At 64.3% G+C, this 15,302-nt stretch carries 15 protein-coding genes; 5 read left to right on the forward strand and 10 right to left on the reverse strand.

Going from position 1 to position 15,302, the window contains the following annotated elements; translation table 11 throughout:
- Nucleotide 1: 1 nt before the first annotated feature.
- The 3 genes from helR to JGU71_RS21070 all read right to left on the reverse strand — a co-directional run bounded on the left by helR (nucleotide 2) and on the right by JGU71_RS21070 (nucleotide 4,843).
- Entirely contained in the window at nucleotides 2–2,188 is a 2,187-nt protein-coding gene (gene helR / locus JGU71_RS21060; RefSeq protein ID WP_199706261.1) for an RNA polymerase recycling motor ATPase HelR, read from the reverse strand.
- Between the two features lie 156 nt (nucleotides 2,189–2,344).
- Nucleotides 2,345–3,382 (reverse strand): alpha/beta fold hydrolase, encoded by a 1,038-nt coding sequence (locus JGU71_RS21065; protein ID WP_199706262.1) that lies wholly within the window; start codon nucleotides 3,380–3,382, stop codon nucleotides 2,345–2,347.
- Nucleotides 3,383–3,478: 96 nt separating this feature from the next.
- The gene (locus JGU71_RS21070; RefSeq protein WP_199706263.1) at nucleotides 3,479–4,843 is read right to left on the reverse strand and encodes a cytochrome P450; all 1,365 of its coding nucleotides are present in this window, start codon (nucleotides 4,841–4,843) and stop codon (nucleotides 3,479–3,481) included.
- A 95-nt stretch (nucleotides 4,844–4,938) separates the two neighbouring features.
- On the opposite strand from JGU71_RS21070, the gene JGU71_RS21075 reads away from it, so the two are divergent.
- Nucleotides 4,939–5,571 (forward strand): TetR/AcrR family transcriptional regulator, encoded by a 633-nt coding sequence (locus JGU71_RS21075; protein WP_199706264.1) that lies wholly within the window; start codon nucleotides 4,939–4,941, stop codon nucleotides 5,569–5,571.
- A 139-nt stretch (nucleotides 5,572–5,710) separates the two neighbouring features.
- The gene (locus JGU71_RS21080) at nucleotides 5,711–6,475 is read left to right on the forward strand and encodes an FHA domain-containing protein (protein ID WP_199706265.1); all 765 of its coding nucleotides are present in this window, start codon (nucleotides 5,711–5,713) and stop codon (nucleotides 6,473–6,475) included.
- On the opposite strand, the gene JGU71_RS21085 is transcribed toward JGU71_RS21080, so the two are convergent.
- Nucleotides 6,472–7,740 (reverse strand): class I SAM-dependent RNA methyltransferase, encoded by a 1,269-nt coding sequence (locus JGU71_RS21085; RefSeq protein ID WP_199706266.1) that lies wholly within the window; start codon nucleotides 7,738–7,740, stop codon nucleotides 6,472–6,474. The two genes, JGU71_RS21080 and JGU71_RS21085, sit on opposite strands and share 4 nt — an antisense overlap.
- A 6-nt stretch (nucleotides 7,741–7,746) precedes the next feature.
- Nucleotides 7,747–9,735: an APC family permease gene (locus tag JGU71_RS21090; RefSeq protein ID WP_199706267.1), complete on the reverse strand. Its 1,989-nt coding sequence runs from the start codon at nucleotides 9,733–9,735 to the stop codon at nucleotides 7,747–7,749.
- A gap of 188 nt (nucleotides 9,736–9,923) precedes the next feature.
- On the opposite strand from JGU71_RS21090, the gene JGU71_RS21095 reads away from it, so the two are divergent.
- Both JGU71_RS21095 and JGU71_RS21100 read left to right on the forward strand, forming a co-directional pair.
- Complete coding sequence (locus tag JGU71_RS21095; RefSeq protein WP_199706268.1) at nucleotides 9,924–10,589, forward strand: potassium channel family protein; 666 nt, start codon at nucleotides 9,924–9,926, stop codon at nucleotides 10,587–10,589.
- A gap of 48 nt (nucleotides 10,590–10,637) precedes the next feature.
- A complete protein-coding gene (locus JGU71_RS21100) occupies nucleotides 10,638–11,294 on the forward strand; it encodes a potassium channel family protein (protein WP_199706269.1) in 657 nt (218 codons plus the stop codon).
- Nucleotides 11,295–11,296: 2 nt separating this feature from the next.
- Here JGU71_RS21100 and JGU71_RS21105 read toward each other — a convergent pair whose 3' ends face one another.
- The 3 genes from JGU71_RS21105 to JGU71_RS21115 form a co-directional block, all read right to left on the reverse strand.
- Complete coding sequence (locus JGU71_RS21105) at nucleotides 11,297–11,902, reverse strand: sigma-70 family RNA polymerase sigma factor (protein ID WP_199706270.1); 606 nt, start codon at nucleotides 11,900–11,902, stop codon at nucleotides 11,297–11,299.
- A gap of 117 nt (nucleotides 11,903–12,019) precedes the next feature.
- On the reverse strand, nucleotides 12,020–12,709 hold the full coding sequence (locus JGU71_RS21110) for a DUF3159 domain-containing protein (protein WP_199706271.1): 690 nt from the start codon (nucleotides 12,707–12,709) through the stop codon (nucleotides 12,020–12,022).
- 35 nt (nucleotides 12,710–12,744) lie between these two features.
- A complete protein-coding gene (locus JGU71_RS21115) occupies nucleotides 12,745–13,122 on the reverse strand; it encodes an OB-fold nucleic acid binding domain-containing protein (protein WP_199706272.1) in 378 nt (125 codons plus the stop codon).
- 132 nt (nucleotides 13,123–13,254) lie between these two features.
- Here JGU71_RS21115 and JGU71_RS21120 point away from each other — a divergent pair, with 132 nt between their 5' ends.
- On the forward strand, nucleotides 13,255–13,968 hold the full coding sequence (locus JGU71_RS21120; protein ID WP_199706273.1) for an alpha/beta fold hydrolase: 714 nt from the start codon (nucleotides 13,255–13,257) through the stop codon (nucleotides 13,966–13,968).
- 33 nt (nucleotides 13,969–14,001) lie between these two features.
- Here JGU71_RS21120 and JGU71_RS21125 read toward each other — a convergent pair whose 3' ends face one another.
- Together JGU71_RS21125 and dut are read right to left on the reverse strand one after the other, a co-directional pair.
- Nucleotides 14,002–14,790, reverse strand: coding sequence for a DUF3710 domain-containing protein (locus JGU71_RS21125; protein ID WP_199706274.1), 789 nt, complete (start codon nucleotides 14,788–14,790; stop codon nucleotides 14,002–14,004).
- A gap of 2 nt (nucleotides 14,791–14,792) precedes the next feature.
- Complete coding sequence (gene dut / locus JGU71_RS21130) at nucleotides 14,793–15,236, reverse strand: dUTP diphosphatase (RefSeq protein ID WP_199706510.1); 444 nt, start codon at nucleotides 15,234–15,236, stop codon at nucleotides 14,793–14,795.
- Nucleotides 15,237–15,302: the final 66 nt, after the last annotated feature.

A 15,302-nucleotide genomic window follows, 5' to 3' on the forward strand; every position in this document is an offset into this window, starting at 1 on the left:
CTCAGCTCGTCAGCACGACCAGTTGCTGTGTCGCTCGTGTCATTGCGACATAGTGGTCGACGGCTCCCTCGATGCCCGCTCCGAACGACTCCGGGTCGATCAGAACAACCAGATCGAATTCGAGTCCCTTCGACAGCTCGGGTGTGAGTGCCCGAACGCGCGGCGACTGATGGGCCGACGCCCTGATGTCTGTGCTGATCACACAGGCGATCCCGTCCGCATTGGCAGCGAGCCAGTTGTCGACTGTCGCGTCCAGTTCCGCTGTGGATCCGTACCGCACCGCAATGCCACTGCTCCGAATCGACGTCGGCACGTTGGCGTCGGGAAGTACGGCCCGGATGACAGGTTCTGCTTCGATCATGATCTCTTCCGGCGTCCGATAGTTGATGCTCAGTGACGCCACCGTGATCCGGTCGAGCCCGACTCGCCCGAGCCGCTCCTGCCACGTCTCCGTGAAGCCGTGCCTCGCCTGCGCTCGGTCCCCGACGATGGTGAAGCTCTTCGACGGGCAGCGCTGCAACAACATCTGCCACTGCGCGTCGGTGAGCTCCTGAGCTTCGTCGACGACGATGTGCTCGAACGGTCCGGCCAGCAGATCCGGTTCGGCGGGCGGCAGCGTGTTGCCTTCGGCAAGAACACCGTGCAGGTGCCCACCACGAAACATCTGAACCAGACCCTCACCGTCGTCGGCGTCGATCAGGTCGTCGATCACGATCGCCCTGCGCTCACGTTCGGCAGCGAGAAAGGCAGACCGCCGACGCTGTTGCAGTGCGGCATCAGGGTCGCCGAGGCGCTGTCGAGCGGCGTCGAGCAGCGGAAGGTCCGACACCGTCCAATTTTTTGCATCGCTTCGCTGTAGCTGTCGAATCTCGTCCGCTGTGAGCCACGGCGCGCATTTCCGGAGATAGGCAGGCACCGACCACAGGTCCGCGACGAGGTCGGCCGCTTCGATCAAGGTCCACGCGTTGTCGAGTGTCGTCCGTAGTTCGTCGTTGTGCCGCAACGCCTTCCGGACCTGTTCGGCCGGCGTGTCGCCGTCGTAGGAGTCCATCAGGATCGTGAGCAGCAGCTCCCAGATCTGTTCGCGCGCCTCGTTGTGCGGCGTGCCGGGATCCGGCGCTTCGAACGCTTCCACCCAGTCCGCCGGAGTGAGCCGGTGCTCGGTCCAATCGGTCGCGACGGTCATTCCTTTCGTCGGTGGCTGTTCGTAGAACTTCACCGCGGTCTCGATCGCCTCGACCATCCGCACCGACGACTTGAGCCGCGCCACATCGGGATCGACGTCGACTGTCGCGGCCGCGCCCTCTGCGACGAGGTCGCGCAGTGTGCAGGTCTGCATGCCCTCCTCCCCGAGGCTGGGCAGCACGTCGGCGACGTACGCCAGATACGGCTCGTGGGGTCCGACGAACAACACCGCACCGCGGTGGTGGCCGAGCCGAGGGTCCGAATAGAGCAGATAGGCCGAGCGATGCAGTGCGACAACACTTTTACCCGTACCGGGTCCGCCGTCGACGACGAGGGCACCGCGCGATCCGGCGCGAATGATTGCGTCCTGGTCGGCCTGAATGGTGCCGAGCACGTCGCGCATCTTGGGTGACCGGTTGCTGCCGAGGCTGGCGATGAAGGCGGACTGGTCGTCGAGTGCGGCGTAGTTCTCGAACCCGTCCGAGAACTCTTCTGCGAACACCTCGTCCCAGTAGTCGGTGATCTTCCCGCGAGACCAGCGATACCGTCGGCGACTGATCAGACCCATCGGATTAGCATGTGTCGCACCGAAGAACGGCTCAGCTGCCGGGGAACGCCAATCCACGAGGAGCTGATTGCCTGCAGCATCGAGTAGACCGAGGCGTCCGATGTACACAGGCTCGTCCGACTCCCCCACGCCGACGATGCGCCCGAGACACAGATCCAATCCGTAGCGCCGCAGTGCACGCAGCTGACCGGTCAACCTGTGCACCTGCATGTCTCGGTCCATCGCCGCCTGACCGACGCCGCCCGGTGCTTTTCGTTCGATCTCCAAACGCCGAGTCAGGTCCGCGATCGACCGACTCAGGCTGTTCTCGATTGCCGCGAAATGCCGCTCGTCGGCGGCGATCAGTGTCGGATCGGCCTTTCCGAGGTGGTCGGGTAGATCGAACACGCTCGAAACGGCGTCACGTGGCTCGTTGCTCGAAAAAGACACCTGCATTCGCGGCTCCCCATTTCCGTAGACAGTGCTTACGGCGGGTAAGTCTGAGGGGTGACCGGGGTCTTGCGGCAAGCCCCCGGGTGCGATATAAGTTGAAAGTGGAAGGAGTGCGGTTACCTCCTTCCACATTCATGTGGTGGCTCCTCGACCTCGGTTCTAGGCCGCGAGGAACCGATCGATATGCGGCCAGGTTGTGTCTTTCGCACCTGGACCGGCAAGAACACCGAGGTGACTACCGGGTACGGCTTCGAACTGTACCGACGGCGCGCCCGTCAAGATGTCGAGCGCATGCCGCGCGGAGGCCTGCGTCGTGATGGCGTCGGTGGTACCGGCCAGTGCAAGCACGGGGACGGTGACATTCGCGAATTCGATTGTCCTGTCACCGAGTTGGAGACGGCCCTTCGCGAGATCGTTGGCGAGCATGATGCGTCCCCACAGCTGGCCGTAGAGCCTGCCCGGATAGCCGGGCATCTGACCCATGAACCGCTCGATGGACTCCATACGAGCCATCGCCTCGGTGTCGTGGAGATTGCGTGCGATGAACCACGGACGTTTGATCTCGCGCTCGAGTGCGGTCGCTCGGAAGCTGGCCTGCACAACCGGCGCCGGAATGCCGCCGAAGAGACGGTTGAACATGGTGCCTTCGATACCGCCTGTGACGCGGCTCAACACTCGATACGCCGCGACCGAGGGCAACTTGCTGTAGTCGAGTGGCGTCGCGACCGTGACGATCGAGCGGATGGGGAGGTCGTCGTGAGCCGCCGCGCTCAGCAGCGTCATCGTCCCGCCGAGGCACCACGCGACGACGTCGACCGGCTCGCCACCGTTGTCTTCGGACACTTTGCGGATCGCGTTCGGGATGATGTCGTCGATCCACTCCTCGAAACCGAGGGTGCGGTCTTCCCAGGTGATCGTGCCGTAGTCGATGACATAGGGGGTCCGGCCGGAACTCTGCAGATGTTGCACGACACTCTGGCCCGGTCGCAGGTCGAAGCACGTGGCCGGCGCCGCCAGCGGCGGAACCAGCAGCACTGCCGACCCTCGCGGCGCGTCGGTGTCGTACCGACGTAGTTCACGATGTGGCTCGTCCCAGATCACCGTCGACGGCGTCGCGCTGTAGGGCTCGACGCCGTCGCCGACGAACAACGACCACGCATTGCGTGCCGCCTTGTCCAACGTGGCTACCGCACTCACAGAACCGCTCCTCGCATCTCGGTCGTTCCGGGCTGCAGAATTCTCGCATACCCAGTACCGCGAGTATCGGCTACTGTGACAAATTCAACTCTGCCGTCAGGTGGCCAGCCGTGTGAGCTTCACCCGCAAGCCGTCCTTGGGACTCGGCAGCGAAGTTCGATCCCACGGCGTTTTGTAGCCGGGTTCCGACGACCATTCGAACTGTCGAAGGACCTGATGCATAACGGCTTTCACCTGCATGCCGCCGAAGTACTGGCCGATGCATTTGTGCACGCCTGCCCCGAACGGCACCCACGCATGTTTGTGGATTTTGTCTTCGCGTCGCTCGGGCGAGAAGCGACCGGGATCGAAACGGTATGGGTCCGGCCAATATTCGGGCATGTAGTGGATGAACTGAGGGTTGACCATCACCTGCGTTCCGGCTGGGATGAAATGTCCGAGCACCTCGGTGTCGGCGAGCGCGGCGCGCGGCATCTGCGGCAGCGGCGTCAACATTCGGAGCGACTCCTTCATCACCAGATCGAGCGACGTCAGTTGTTCCTGACTCGCGAAATCGACCGACGAAGATCCGAGCGCCACGCTCTCCGCACGGCAACGCGACTGCCATTCAGGACTTCTGGCGAGATAGTCCATCATCGCGGTCATGGTGATCGTCGTCGTGTCGTGCGCCGCCATAAGCAGGAAGATCATGTGATTGATGACGTCGTCGTCGGTAAAGCTGTGCCCGTCTTCGCTTTCCGCGTGACACAGCGCCGTGAACAGGTCGTCGCCCGAACCACGCCGCTTTGCGGGCAGTTGCGCTCGCAGCATTTCTTCGAGCACTTTCCTCGCCCGAAGGCCGCGAGACCATCGCAGGCCAGGCACTGGAAAACGCACGTATGCCGTTCCCGCTCGGACGCAGTCGATGAAGGCTCGATTGATGCGGTCGGCCTGCGGGCCGAGCGCGGCACCCATAAATGTTCGTGTCGCGATGTCGAGGGTGACCTGTTTTATCGCCGGGTAGCACTGGAACGTGTCGGATTCGATCCAGCTGGACACACCCTGGTCGATCGTCGGGTTCATCGCGTCCAGATAGCCGGCGAGGCGGGTCTTCGTGAACGCCTGAATCATGATCCGCTTGTGAAACAGGTGCTCGTCGGCGTCGAGCAACATCAGGCCGCGAGGGAAGAACGGACCGATCAGGTAGTCCCACGCAGGTCCACTGGCAAATTGCTTGTTTCGATTTGCCATCGGAACATCCCACGCGTCCGGTCCGAGCAGCACAACCATCTCTCGGCCGAGGGCATTGGTCCACGACACCGGGCCATAACGCTCGTAGCGCCTGTTCGCCCATTCGAGCGGTCTGTGAAAGATGTCCAGCGATTCGCCGATCAGCGGGAGACCGCTGTTGCCCGATATCGATTGCAGTCCCGAATCTTTCGGTGCATGGGCAGGACCTGACGTCAGAAAGGGGGTCACCATTGACTTCACCTCGACTTTTCGCGTTAGTTGACACTGAGCCATGTCAACTTGACTTAGATCGTGAACTTGACACAGCGATATGTCAAGATGTTTCCATGGCCACCGTCGTACGACCCTTTCGAGGAGTCAGCGCCCACGACCGCGTCGCACAGCGCCGCGCGGACCTCATCGACGCTGCCTTCGACGTCGTCGGTGACAGCGGGCTCGCCAAACTGACGATGACCGCGGTGTGCGAACGTGCAGGCCTCACACAGCGCTACTTCTACGAACAGTTCGACAATCGCGACGAACTCGTCAACGCATTGTTCGACGAGGTATTCGAGCAGTACTTCGGTCGGGCGCGGGCAGCAGCGGAAAGTCAACCGCCCGACCTGCACCTACGCGCACGCGCAGCGATGGAGGTGTTCGTCGACTTCTTCGCGACCGACCCACGCAAAGCGCGTGTCTTCGCCGAGTCGGTCGCCACCGAGTCGGCGGCAAAACACAAAGCCGATTCCGTTCGCAGATTCGCCGAATATGCTGCCAATCAAGCTTTTTCGCTTCTCGGAACGCTCGACGATCGCGGCCACACGCGGGTGAAGATTGCCGCGTCGATCATCGTCGGCGGGCTGACCGACACCGCAGCCCAGTGGCTCGCCGGTTCGATCGACCTCCCCCGAGACGAATTCATCGACGAGATCGCACTGCTTTTCGTCGTCGCCATCGAGGCGGCCTGCCGGGTGCGGTAACGCGGCTAGCGGCTCGTGAGCACTTTAGGAGGGCGGAACCGCCGAAAAGACTCACGAGCCGCGGAGCGGCCTACAGGGTGTGAGCCTTCCACTCCTTGGGTGTCTGTTTTGCGAACACGACAGCGACGACCATGAGGCTATGGAAACTGACGGTGTCGGCGACTTCGCACGTGCCGACGTCGAGTACTGCGGTGAGCGCTACGCACTCGACGTCGACGCTGTCTTCTACGTCGGTCGCGACGCCGACCTCTCGATCGACGACAACCGCTACCTCCACAGGCGCTGTCTGTCGATCCACTACGAGACCGGGATGTGGTGGCTCGCCAACGTCGGCAGCCGAATCCCCGCGAAAGTGTCCGAAGCATCCACGGGATTCGCCGCACTTCTTGTGCCGGGAACTCGAATTCCACTGGTGTACGGCATGACGACGGTGGTGGTCGCGGCGGGCCCGACGACCTACGAATTCGCCGTCGAAACGTCGACCGCTGTCACGAACCCGACACCACCGCCGCACCGATCCGGTGAAACCACCATCGGCGCACCTGCACTCACCGCGGCACAGCTGGCGTTGATCGTCGCGCTCGCCGAACCGTTGTTGCTGCGCGACGGTGTCGACGCGAGCGCCATACCGAGTTCGGCGCGCGCGGCCGAGCGGCTCGGCTGGCCACTCACCAAGTTCAACCGCAAACTCGACAACGTCTGCGACAAGTTCGACCGCATCGGCGTCAGCGGATTGCGCGGCGGCCCAGGCAGATTGGCGTCCAACCGGCGAGCGCGGCTGGTCGAGTTCGCAATCTCGTCCCGACTGGTCACCAAGTCCGATCTCGGCTCGATCGACGACCAGCGACGCTTGTGTCTGGACCTGCAGCGCTCCCCCAGCACCAGCGCAGGCGAGGTGGCCTAGCGCGTCAGCAGTCCGACGACCTCGACATGGTGGGTCAGCGGAAAGGCATCGTAAGCACGCAGGTCGGTCAGCCTGTAGCCCTGCTCCCGATAAAGCGATACATCACGGGCGAAGGCGGCAGGGTCACATCCGATGTGAACGACGCGCTGCGGATTCTGTTGTGCCACAGCGGTAACGATCTCCCGCCCAGCTCCGGACCGCGGTGGATCGAGGACGACGACCTCCGGTGCTCCGGCAACGTCGGCCAACACGTTCTCGACCCGCGCCGCGTGAAACTGCACCACCGCAAGATCGGCCAACGCCGCTTTGCCGTCGCGCACCGCCTCACGCGACGACTCGACGGCCACAACGGTTCCCGACTCGCCCACCTGATCGGCGAGCCGAGCCGCGAAAACTCCTGCGCCGCTGTAGAGATCCCACGCGAGGGCACCTGCGGACGCGTCGGACCATTCGGCGACGACCGACGAATACGCCTCAGCCGCACCACGATGCGCCTGCCAGAAGCCGACAGCGTCCAACTCCCACGCCCGGCCACCGACCCGCTCGACCACGCGACCCGTTCCCATCGCGACACGCTGAGCTCGCTGTGTGTTGGTCGCCGCGCGACGTGCCATGGCACCGCGGCGGCCCGGACTGCGACGACCCGTCCCCGACACCCGAGCGGGCGACAACTCGACGACGTGACGGACTCCGTCGCTGTCGACCGCGACAGCGAGTTCGGCACCCGGCCGCCAACTGCGCTCGCTCACGCCGTCCAGCGCACCCGAAACCGGCTGCGGGCAACGTAGATCGGCAAGCACCGAGCCGCTGCGGTAGCCGTGGACCCCTGCCCGACCGTGCTCGTCGACAGCGAGGCGGACGCGGGTTCGCCATCCTCCGCCGTCGCCGGTTCCACCAAGCACGCCGACCTCGACGTCGCGCTCGATGCCGGCAATTCGGCGCAACTGCTCGGCGACGATCGAGGCTTTCATGCCGCGCTGTGCCGCCAACGTCGCGTGGGAGTAGTCGCAGCAGCCTGCACCACCCGGACCGGACACCGGACACAGCGCGGGCACGCGGTCCGCGGATGCTTCGACGACCTCGATCACGTCGGCACGGCAGAACGATCCGCCGCGGTCCTCGTTCACCTCGGCGAGCACCAGTTCGCCAGGCAATCCGTGCCGGACGAAGACCACCCGACCGTCGTGGCGTGCCACGCAGAAGCCGCCGTGCCCGGGATTGCCGAGACGCAGCTCGAGGCGACGGCCCCGCCAGGATTCACTCAACGGACGTCACTTGTCCTGATAGCCGCGGCGAATGGCACCGGGGGCGTCTTCCCAGCCCTCCAGCTTCGCCCGCTCCGAGGACGCGAGCTGCCAGGGCACGCTGGTGACCATGACGCCCGGCTCGAACAGCAGCCTGCCCTTGAGCCGCAGCGCACTCTGGTTGTGCAGCACCTGCTCCCACCAATGACCGACGACGTATTCGGGGATGAACACCGTCACGACATCGCGCGGCGAATCCTTCCGGAGCCGCTTGACGTAGTCGAGGACAGGCTTCGTGATTTCGCGGTAGGGCGACTCGATCACCTTCAGCGGCACCGCGATGTCGCTTTTCTCCCACGCGCGGACCAGTGCTCGGGTGTCCGGTTCGTCGACGTTGACCGTGATCGCTTCGAGGGTGTCCGGTCGCGTCGCACGGGCGTAGGCGATCGCGCGTTTGGTCGGCATGTGCATCTTCGACACCAGCACGATCGAGTGGGTCCGGCTCGGCAGTACGCCGTCCCATTCGGTTTCGGCGAGTTCGCGCGCGACCGTGTCGTAGTGCTTGCGAATCAACCGCATCAGCCCGAAGATCGCGCCCATCGTGACGATTGCAATCCACGCACCGGCCGCGAACTTGGTGATGAGCACGATGACAAGGACGGTTGCCGTCATCGTCAGACCGATCGCGTTGATCACCCGCGAACGTTGCATCTTGGCGCGCTGTTCGGGCTCGGTCTCGGTGCGTAGATGCCGCGTCCAGTGTCGGATCATGCCGGTTTGACTCAACACGAACGAGACGAACACCCCGACGATGTAGAGCTGGATCAGCTTGGTGACCTCGGCACCGAACAGGACGACGAAGGCGATCGCGGCACCGGACAGGAAGAGGATGCCGTTGCTGAAGGCCAAACGGTCACCGCGGGTGTGCAGCTGCCTCGGCAGGAAGCGATCCTGAGCGAGGACCGAACCGAGGACGGGAAAACCGTTGAAAGCCGTGTTGGCGGCCAGGACCAGGATCAGCGCGGTGACAGCGGCGATGAAGAAGAACCCGATGCGGAAATCGCTGAAGACGGCTTCGGCGATCTGCGCGATCAACGTCTTCTGGTGATACCCGTCCGGTGCGTTGGTGAGCTGCGTATCAGGATTGTGTGCGTAGATCACGCCGATCTTCTGCGCCAGGATGATGATGCCCATCAGCAGGACGATCGCGATGCCACCGAGCATCAGCAGCGTCGTTGCGGCGTTGCGCGACTTCGGTTTGCGGAAGGCCGGGACGCCGTTGCTGATCGCCTCGACACCGGTCAGCGCGGCACAACCCGACGAGAACGCCCGCGCGACGAGGAAGGCGAACGCGATCCCGGTCAGATGCTCGTGCTCGCCGGTCAGTTCGAACCCGGCGGACTCGGCCCGAATATCTTCGTCCAGCACGTAGATCCGGAACAGACCCCACCCGAGCATAAAGAACATGCCGACGATGAAGGCGTAGGTCGGGATGGCGAACGCCGTTCCCGACTCGCGGATGCCGCGGAGGTTGATCGCGGTCAACAGGACGATCGCGGCGACAGCGAACAGCACTTTGTGTTGGGCGACGAACGGAACCGCCGATCCGATATTCGACGCTGCCGCCGACATCGACACCGCAACGGTGAGGACATAATCGACGAGCAACGCACTGCCGACCGTCAGCCCCGCCGTCGGTCCGAGGTTGGTCGTCGCGACCTCGTAGTCGCCACCGCCGGAGGGATAGGCGTGCACGTTCTGCCGGTAGCTCGCAACGACCACGATCATCACGGCGGCGACGGCGAGACCGACCCACGGGGTGTAGACGTAGGCCGACAGGCCCGCAGTCGAGAGCACCAGAAAGATTTCTTCCGGCGCATAGGCAACCGACGACATCGCGTCGGAGGCGAATACAGGCAGCGCGATTCGCTTCGGTAGCAACGTGTGGCCCAGTTTGTCGCTACGGAAGGGTCTACCGAGCAGCAGCCGCTTCGTAGCGGTCGTGAGCTTCGACACCGGGAAAGCGTAAGCCGTAGGGCACAGTCGGTAGCGCGCAGCCACCGCACGACGTTCGATTGCGTGACAAGCGGGCAACACCTCGGTCCGGAACGGCGCCTCCGCGGTCTAATGGGCGTACGGTTGCCAGCCGTGGGAACAGCCGACCCGCGCTGGAAGACGAAGAAGACGAGGAACGGGGTTCTGCGTTGTACGTAATCGTGATGGGTTGCGGACGAGTGGGCTCCTCGCTCGCCGGAGCCTTGACTCGAATCGGACACGAAGTTGCTGTGATCGACCGCGACGGAAGCTCTTTCCTACGGTTGGGTCCGGACTTCAAGGGTCACAAAGTCGTCGGAATGGGTTTCGACCGTGAGGTTCTCGTCAAGGCCGGGATCGAAAAGGCCGAGGCGTTCGCCGCGGTGTCGTCCGGCGACAACTCGAACATCATCGCCGCGCGGGTAGCGCGCGAAACCTTCGGCGTCGAACGTGTCGTCGCGAGAATCTACGACGCCAAGCGCGCCGCCGTGTACGAGCGCCTCGGCATTCCGACCGTCGCTACGGTGCCGTGGACGACGGACCGATTCCTGCACACGCTCATCCAGGACACGCAGATCACGAAATGGCGGGATCCCTCCGGAGCGGTCGCTGTGGCGGAACTCACGCTGCACGAAGACTGGTTCGGGCACGCGGTGAGCGAGCTCGAGGCTGCGACGGGCTCACGTGTCGCGTTCATCGTCCGCTTCGGCGAAGGTGTGCTGCCGAAGGGCAAGACAGTGATTCAAGCTGACGACACCGTCTACATCGCAGCTGTGTCGGGGACGGTCGGTGAGGCGGTCGCGCTGGCGAGCAATCCGCCACCCGCGGACGCCTGACGCCATGGCGACGACAATCCTGACCACGACAATCGAGGAAGCCCGCAGATGAGAGTCGCAATTGCAGGTGCCGGAGCCGTCGGTCGGTCGATCGCACGAGAGCTCGTCCGCGCCGAGCACGAGGTGATGTTGCTCGAGCGTCAGCTCGATCACGTCGACCCGAACTCCGTTCCCGAAGCGCGCTGGGTGCACGCAGACGCGTGCGAGTTGGTTTCGCTGGAAGCGGCGAAGCTGCAGACCTACGACGTCGTCATCGCGGCAACGGGTGACGACAAGGCCAATCTGGTCCTGAGCCTGCTGGCCAAGACGGAGTTCGGCACGCGGCGGGTCGTCGCGCGTGTGAACGACCCGCGCAACGAATGGCTTTTCGATGCGTCGTGGGGCGTAGATGTCGCGGTGTCGACGCCGCGCATCCTCGCCTCGCTCGTCGAGGAAGCCGTCTCGGTCGGCGATCTGGTCCGATTGATGACGCTGCGGCAGGGCCAGGCGAATCTCGTCGAGATCACCTTGCCCGCCGATACCGGCCTAGCGGGAAAGCCCGTCAGAAAGCTCTCGCTTCCCCGCGATGCGGCCCTGGTGACGATCCTGCGCGGCGGCAGGGTCATCGTCCCGGAAAAGGACGATCCGCTCGAAGGTGGGGACGAACTGCTGTTCGTCGCCTCCGTCGAAGTCGAGGACGAACTGCGTGCGGCGGTTGGGCTCTAGGGCTAACAGACTCCTGCCAACTCGCGACCGAAGACGAGGTTCGACGTCCGCAGCTCGGCACGTAGGCGGTTGAGCGCACGGTGCTGCATCACTCGCACGACGCCTGCGGTGGTGCCGAGGGCAGCGGCTGTCTCTGCTGCCGACCATCCCAAGACGACGCGCATCATCAGCACTTCCTTGTGCTTCTCCGAGAGAACTTCCAACAGTTCACGGAGGTGAGCCCGCTGCTCGCCGGCAAGCGCCCACTCTTCGGGTCCTGGGTCCTCGCAGATACGTTCCGGGATCTCCTCGACCGTCTGTAGGGGATGTGACTGCGCGCGGCGTCGGGCATCGGAGACCTTGTTGGAGGCGATGCCGTACACGAACGCCAGAAACGACTTGCCCTGGTCTTCGTATCGGGTGATCGCTCGGATCGTGGCAAGGCAGATTTCCTGTGCCACATCGTCTGCCGTCACCTGAAGCTCGCCAGGTCGGCCGAGACGATTGACGCAGTAGCGCCGCATCAGCGGATGAATGATGCGGAGGATTTCGCCGACGGCGACACGATCGCCCGACGCGGCCAGCGGCACCAACGCCTCCAACGCGTTGGTCGTCTCCACGTCAGACATCTCGAAGCCCCCTGGTCGCCCGGTTCGATCGCACACCCGAAAATTCGAGGTACGGATCGATCCTCTAGCGAAGGGTCCGACGCAACCAGGGACCCCAGGGTGAGAAAGTTGCCACCCCTAAGAAGTCGGGTCTTCCGCGTGTCGCGCTGCCGGCTTCCCATCGGTCGCGGTGCCGGGTTCTTCGGCGGCCTCCGGCTCCGGCTCCGGCGCGGTCAGTCGGTCGGCGCGGCGGGCTGCCCACACCGACACCGCAACTGCCGCAGCGGCCAACGGCCAACCCATCGCAATTCGGGCGACAGCGAGCAGACCTTCTTGATCGGTGTTGTAGAAGTGTTGCTGCACGAGATAGCGGGCCCCGAATACGACGGCCCACGCGGCGGTCGCGATGTCGTAACCACGCACTGCTGCGCGGCTCTTGCGCCAGCCGTTGCCATGACCGTTGAGAAAACCCCATACGACGCCGACGAGAGGCCAGCGCACGAGGATGGACACGAGGAACGCTGCGCCGTAAACGAGGCTCGCGTAGATACCGAACAAGAAATAGCCCTTGGCGTCGCCAGTGCGGTAGGCGATGAACGCGCACAGGCCGACGCCGAGGAAGCCGGAGATTGCGGGCTGGACGGGATCGCGGCGATACAGCCGCCACACGAGAATTGCTGCTGCGACGCCGAGCGCTGTCCAGATCGCGGTCTGTAGGCCCCACAACGAATTGGCAGGAACGAAAACGAGCACGGGCAACGTCGAGTAGACGAGCCCGCTCACTCCCCCGAGTTGTTCGAGTACGGACTGCTGCTGGCTATCGCTCACCTAACGAGGGTGCCACATCGGCACACCCGAGTCGGCTACTCGTCGCCTTGAAGTTCGTAGTTCGGGTTGTAGATGACCTTCTCGCCACCGCGGTCGCCGACGCGTCCGCGAACCTTCAGTTTTTTGCCGGGTTCGATGCCCGGTATGCGGCGACGGCCGATCCACACGAGCGTCACGGTGTCGGTGCCGTCGAAGAACTCGGCCTGCATCGTCGCTCCAGCGGACTGCGAACACGCTTCGACGCTGCGCAATCGACCCAACATCGTGACTTCGTCGCCACGAACACAGTCGGATGCTCGACAGGCGCCCGAGGCGTCGGCAGAGGATGCCATCTCTTCGGCGTCGACCTGATCGAGATCCTCGGTCAGGCGATGTTTGAGCCGGCGAAAATATCCTGCGGCTGCGGGTGCCATGGTGCGCTCCTGGAGCAATACGTGGCGCGGATCTCGTGCCACTTAGGCCTTCTCAGCGCCACTGTAGACCTATCCGAGGCGGCGAACCACTCGACTGCAGCCCCAATGGAACGCAGGTGCATGATCGAGCGTATGCAGTCTCCTCGGCGACCTCGGTGTGCGGTCGTTCTGCCAGGCACCGGGTCCGATGCCGACTTCGTCGGCCGCGCCTTCGGGCCGGCTCTACGCGGCCTGGACCTGGAAGTCATTGCGGTGGAACCCGATCCACGGGGTGTCGTCGCAAGTTACGTTGCCGCCCTCGATGCTGCCGTTGCACGATCGGGCCCGATCGTCGTCGGTGGTGTGTCGCTAGGCGCTGCCGTGGCTCTGAACTGGGCAAACGACCGAATCGGCGCGGCGGCGGCGGTACTCGTCGCGCTGCCCGCCTGGACCGGCTCCCCCGACGGCGCACCCGCAGCCGCAAGCGCGGAGTTGACGGCTCGACTGCTCCGGGCCGACGGAATCGCCGCTGTCACAGCGACTATGCGGGCAGGAAGCCCGCCGTGGCTCGGGGCCGAACTCGCGAAATCCTGGGCGTCGCAGTGGCCGCATCTTCCCGACGCACTGGACGAGGCAAGCACGTATCGGTCCCCGACACCTGCAGAATTGGCTGCTACCACCGTTCCCGTGGCGCTCGTCACCGCGGTCGACGACCCCGTGCATCCATACGCCGTCGCACAGGCCTGGCACGCCGCCATACCGGACTCAGGGGTGGCGGAAATCACGCTCGACGAGATCGGGGCAGACCCGTCCGTGATCGGGCGGGCGGCGCTGAGGGCGCTCACTCAGACGAGTTTTCGCTGGTAGCGCGCCTTCTCGAGCGTCGTTGCGTTACTGCGCCTATTTGCGTAGCTGTTGCATTGCCGAACCGTCGGCGCCGCGGCGCGGGGCCTTCGGGGCAGGTGGCGGCGCCTGCGGCTGCACCGGCTCGGTCGCCGCACGCTGCGCTGCTTCGGCAGCCGCCAACTGCTGCTGATGCGCAGCGGCGAGCTGATCGGCCATCTCCTTCGGCAGGTTCACCGGCAACGGGGTTCGCACAGGATGTGGATCCGTACCGCGCCGGACGATCGTCTCGCGCAGAATCGCGCGAGCTGCTTCGACGAGCGGCATACCTTCGACAACCGAGCCGGCCGGACCAGCTGCGACGAGGCGGACCATCCAGCGATAGCCGTCGACGCCGATGAAGCGAATATCCGCTGCGGCAGTGGACGCCACTAGTTCTCGACCCCACGGACCGGTCTCGATGCTCACCGTGCCGTTGTCGTCGCGTATCGACTTCGCCAGATCCGCTGTCACCTCTCGCCACTGTCCGGGCGACTTGGGCGCGGCATACGCCGCGACGGTGATGCGGCCCTGATCACCGATGACAAGGTGCACACCTTGCGGCTTGCCGTCCTGGCCCATCTCGACCTGTAGCTGGCCACCCTCCGGCATCGGAAGAATCACCGAACCGAGGTCGAGGCGACCCGCGAGGTCTTCGTCGTCTTCGTAGTCGTAGGGACCGTGCTCGTAGTCGACGGCATCCTCGAACTCGTCGGCGTCATCGCTCGACGCGTCCTCCGCTACGAGATCAGCTGCCTGCGTCTCGTCGGCTGCGTCGTCACGATCCTTCTTGCGCTTTCCGAACATGGTTACGCCCCTTTTCCTTGCAAGCTCGCGTGCCCGCCGCTCGACCCGTATCCGCCTGCGCCACGCGTTGTGTCGTCGAGGCTCTCGACCTCGACGAAGTCGACCAGCTCTACCTTCTGAACCACGAGCTGCGCGATGCGGTCACCTCGTCGCACGACGATCGGCGTCCGCAGATCGTGGTTGATCAAGCACACCTTGATCTCGCCGCGATAGCCCGCATCGATCGTTCCCGGCGTATTGACCACGGACAACCCGGATTTTGCTGCGAGGCCGGACCTCGGGTGAATCAAGCCGACAGTTCCGATCGGGAGGGCAATCGCAATGCCGGTTCCGACGAGCGTTCGCTCGCCGGGTTCGATCGTCACGTCGGCCGTCGCACACAGGTCCACACCCGCATCACCGTCGTGTGCACGCTGGGGAATCGCAATATCTGGATCGAGTCGCATCAAGGCGACGGAAGGTACACCGCTCACGTGGTCAAAGAGTACGCGCCGAGGGGCGCCGACTAATCT

Source organism: Antrihabitans stalagmiti (assembly GCF_016482825.1).
Lineage (GTDB): Bacteria > Actinomycetota > Actinomycetes > Mycobacteriales > Mycobacteriaceae > Antrihabitans > Antrihabitans stalagmiti.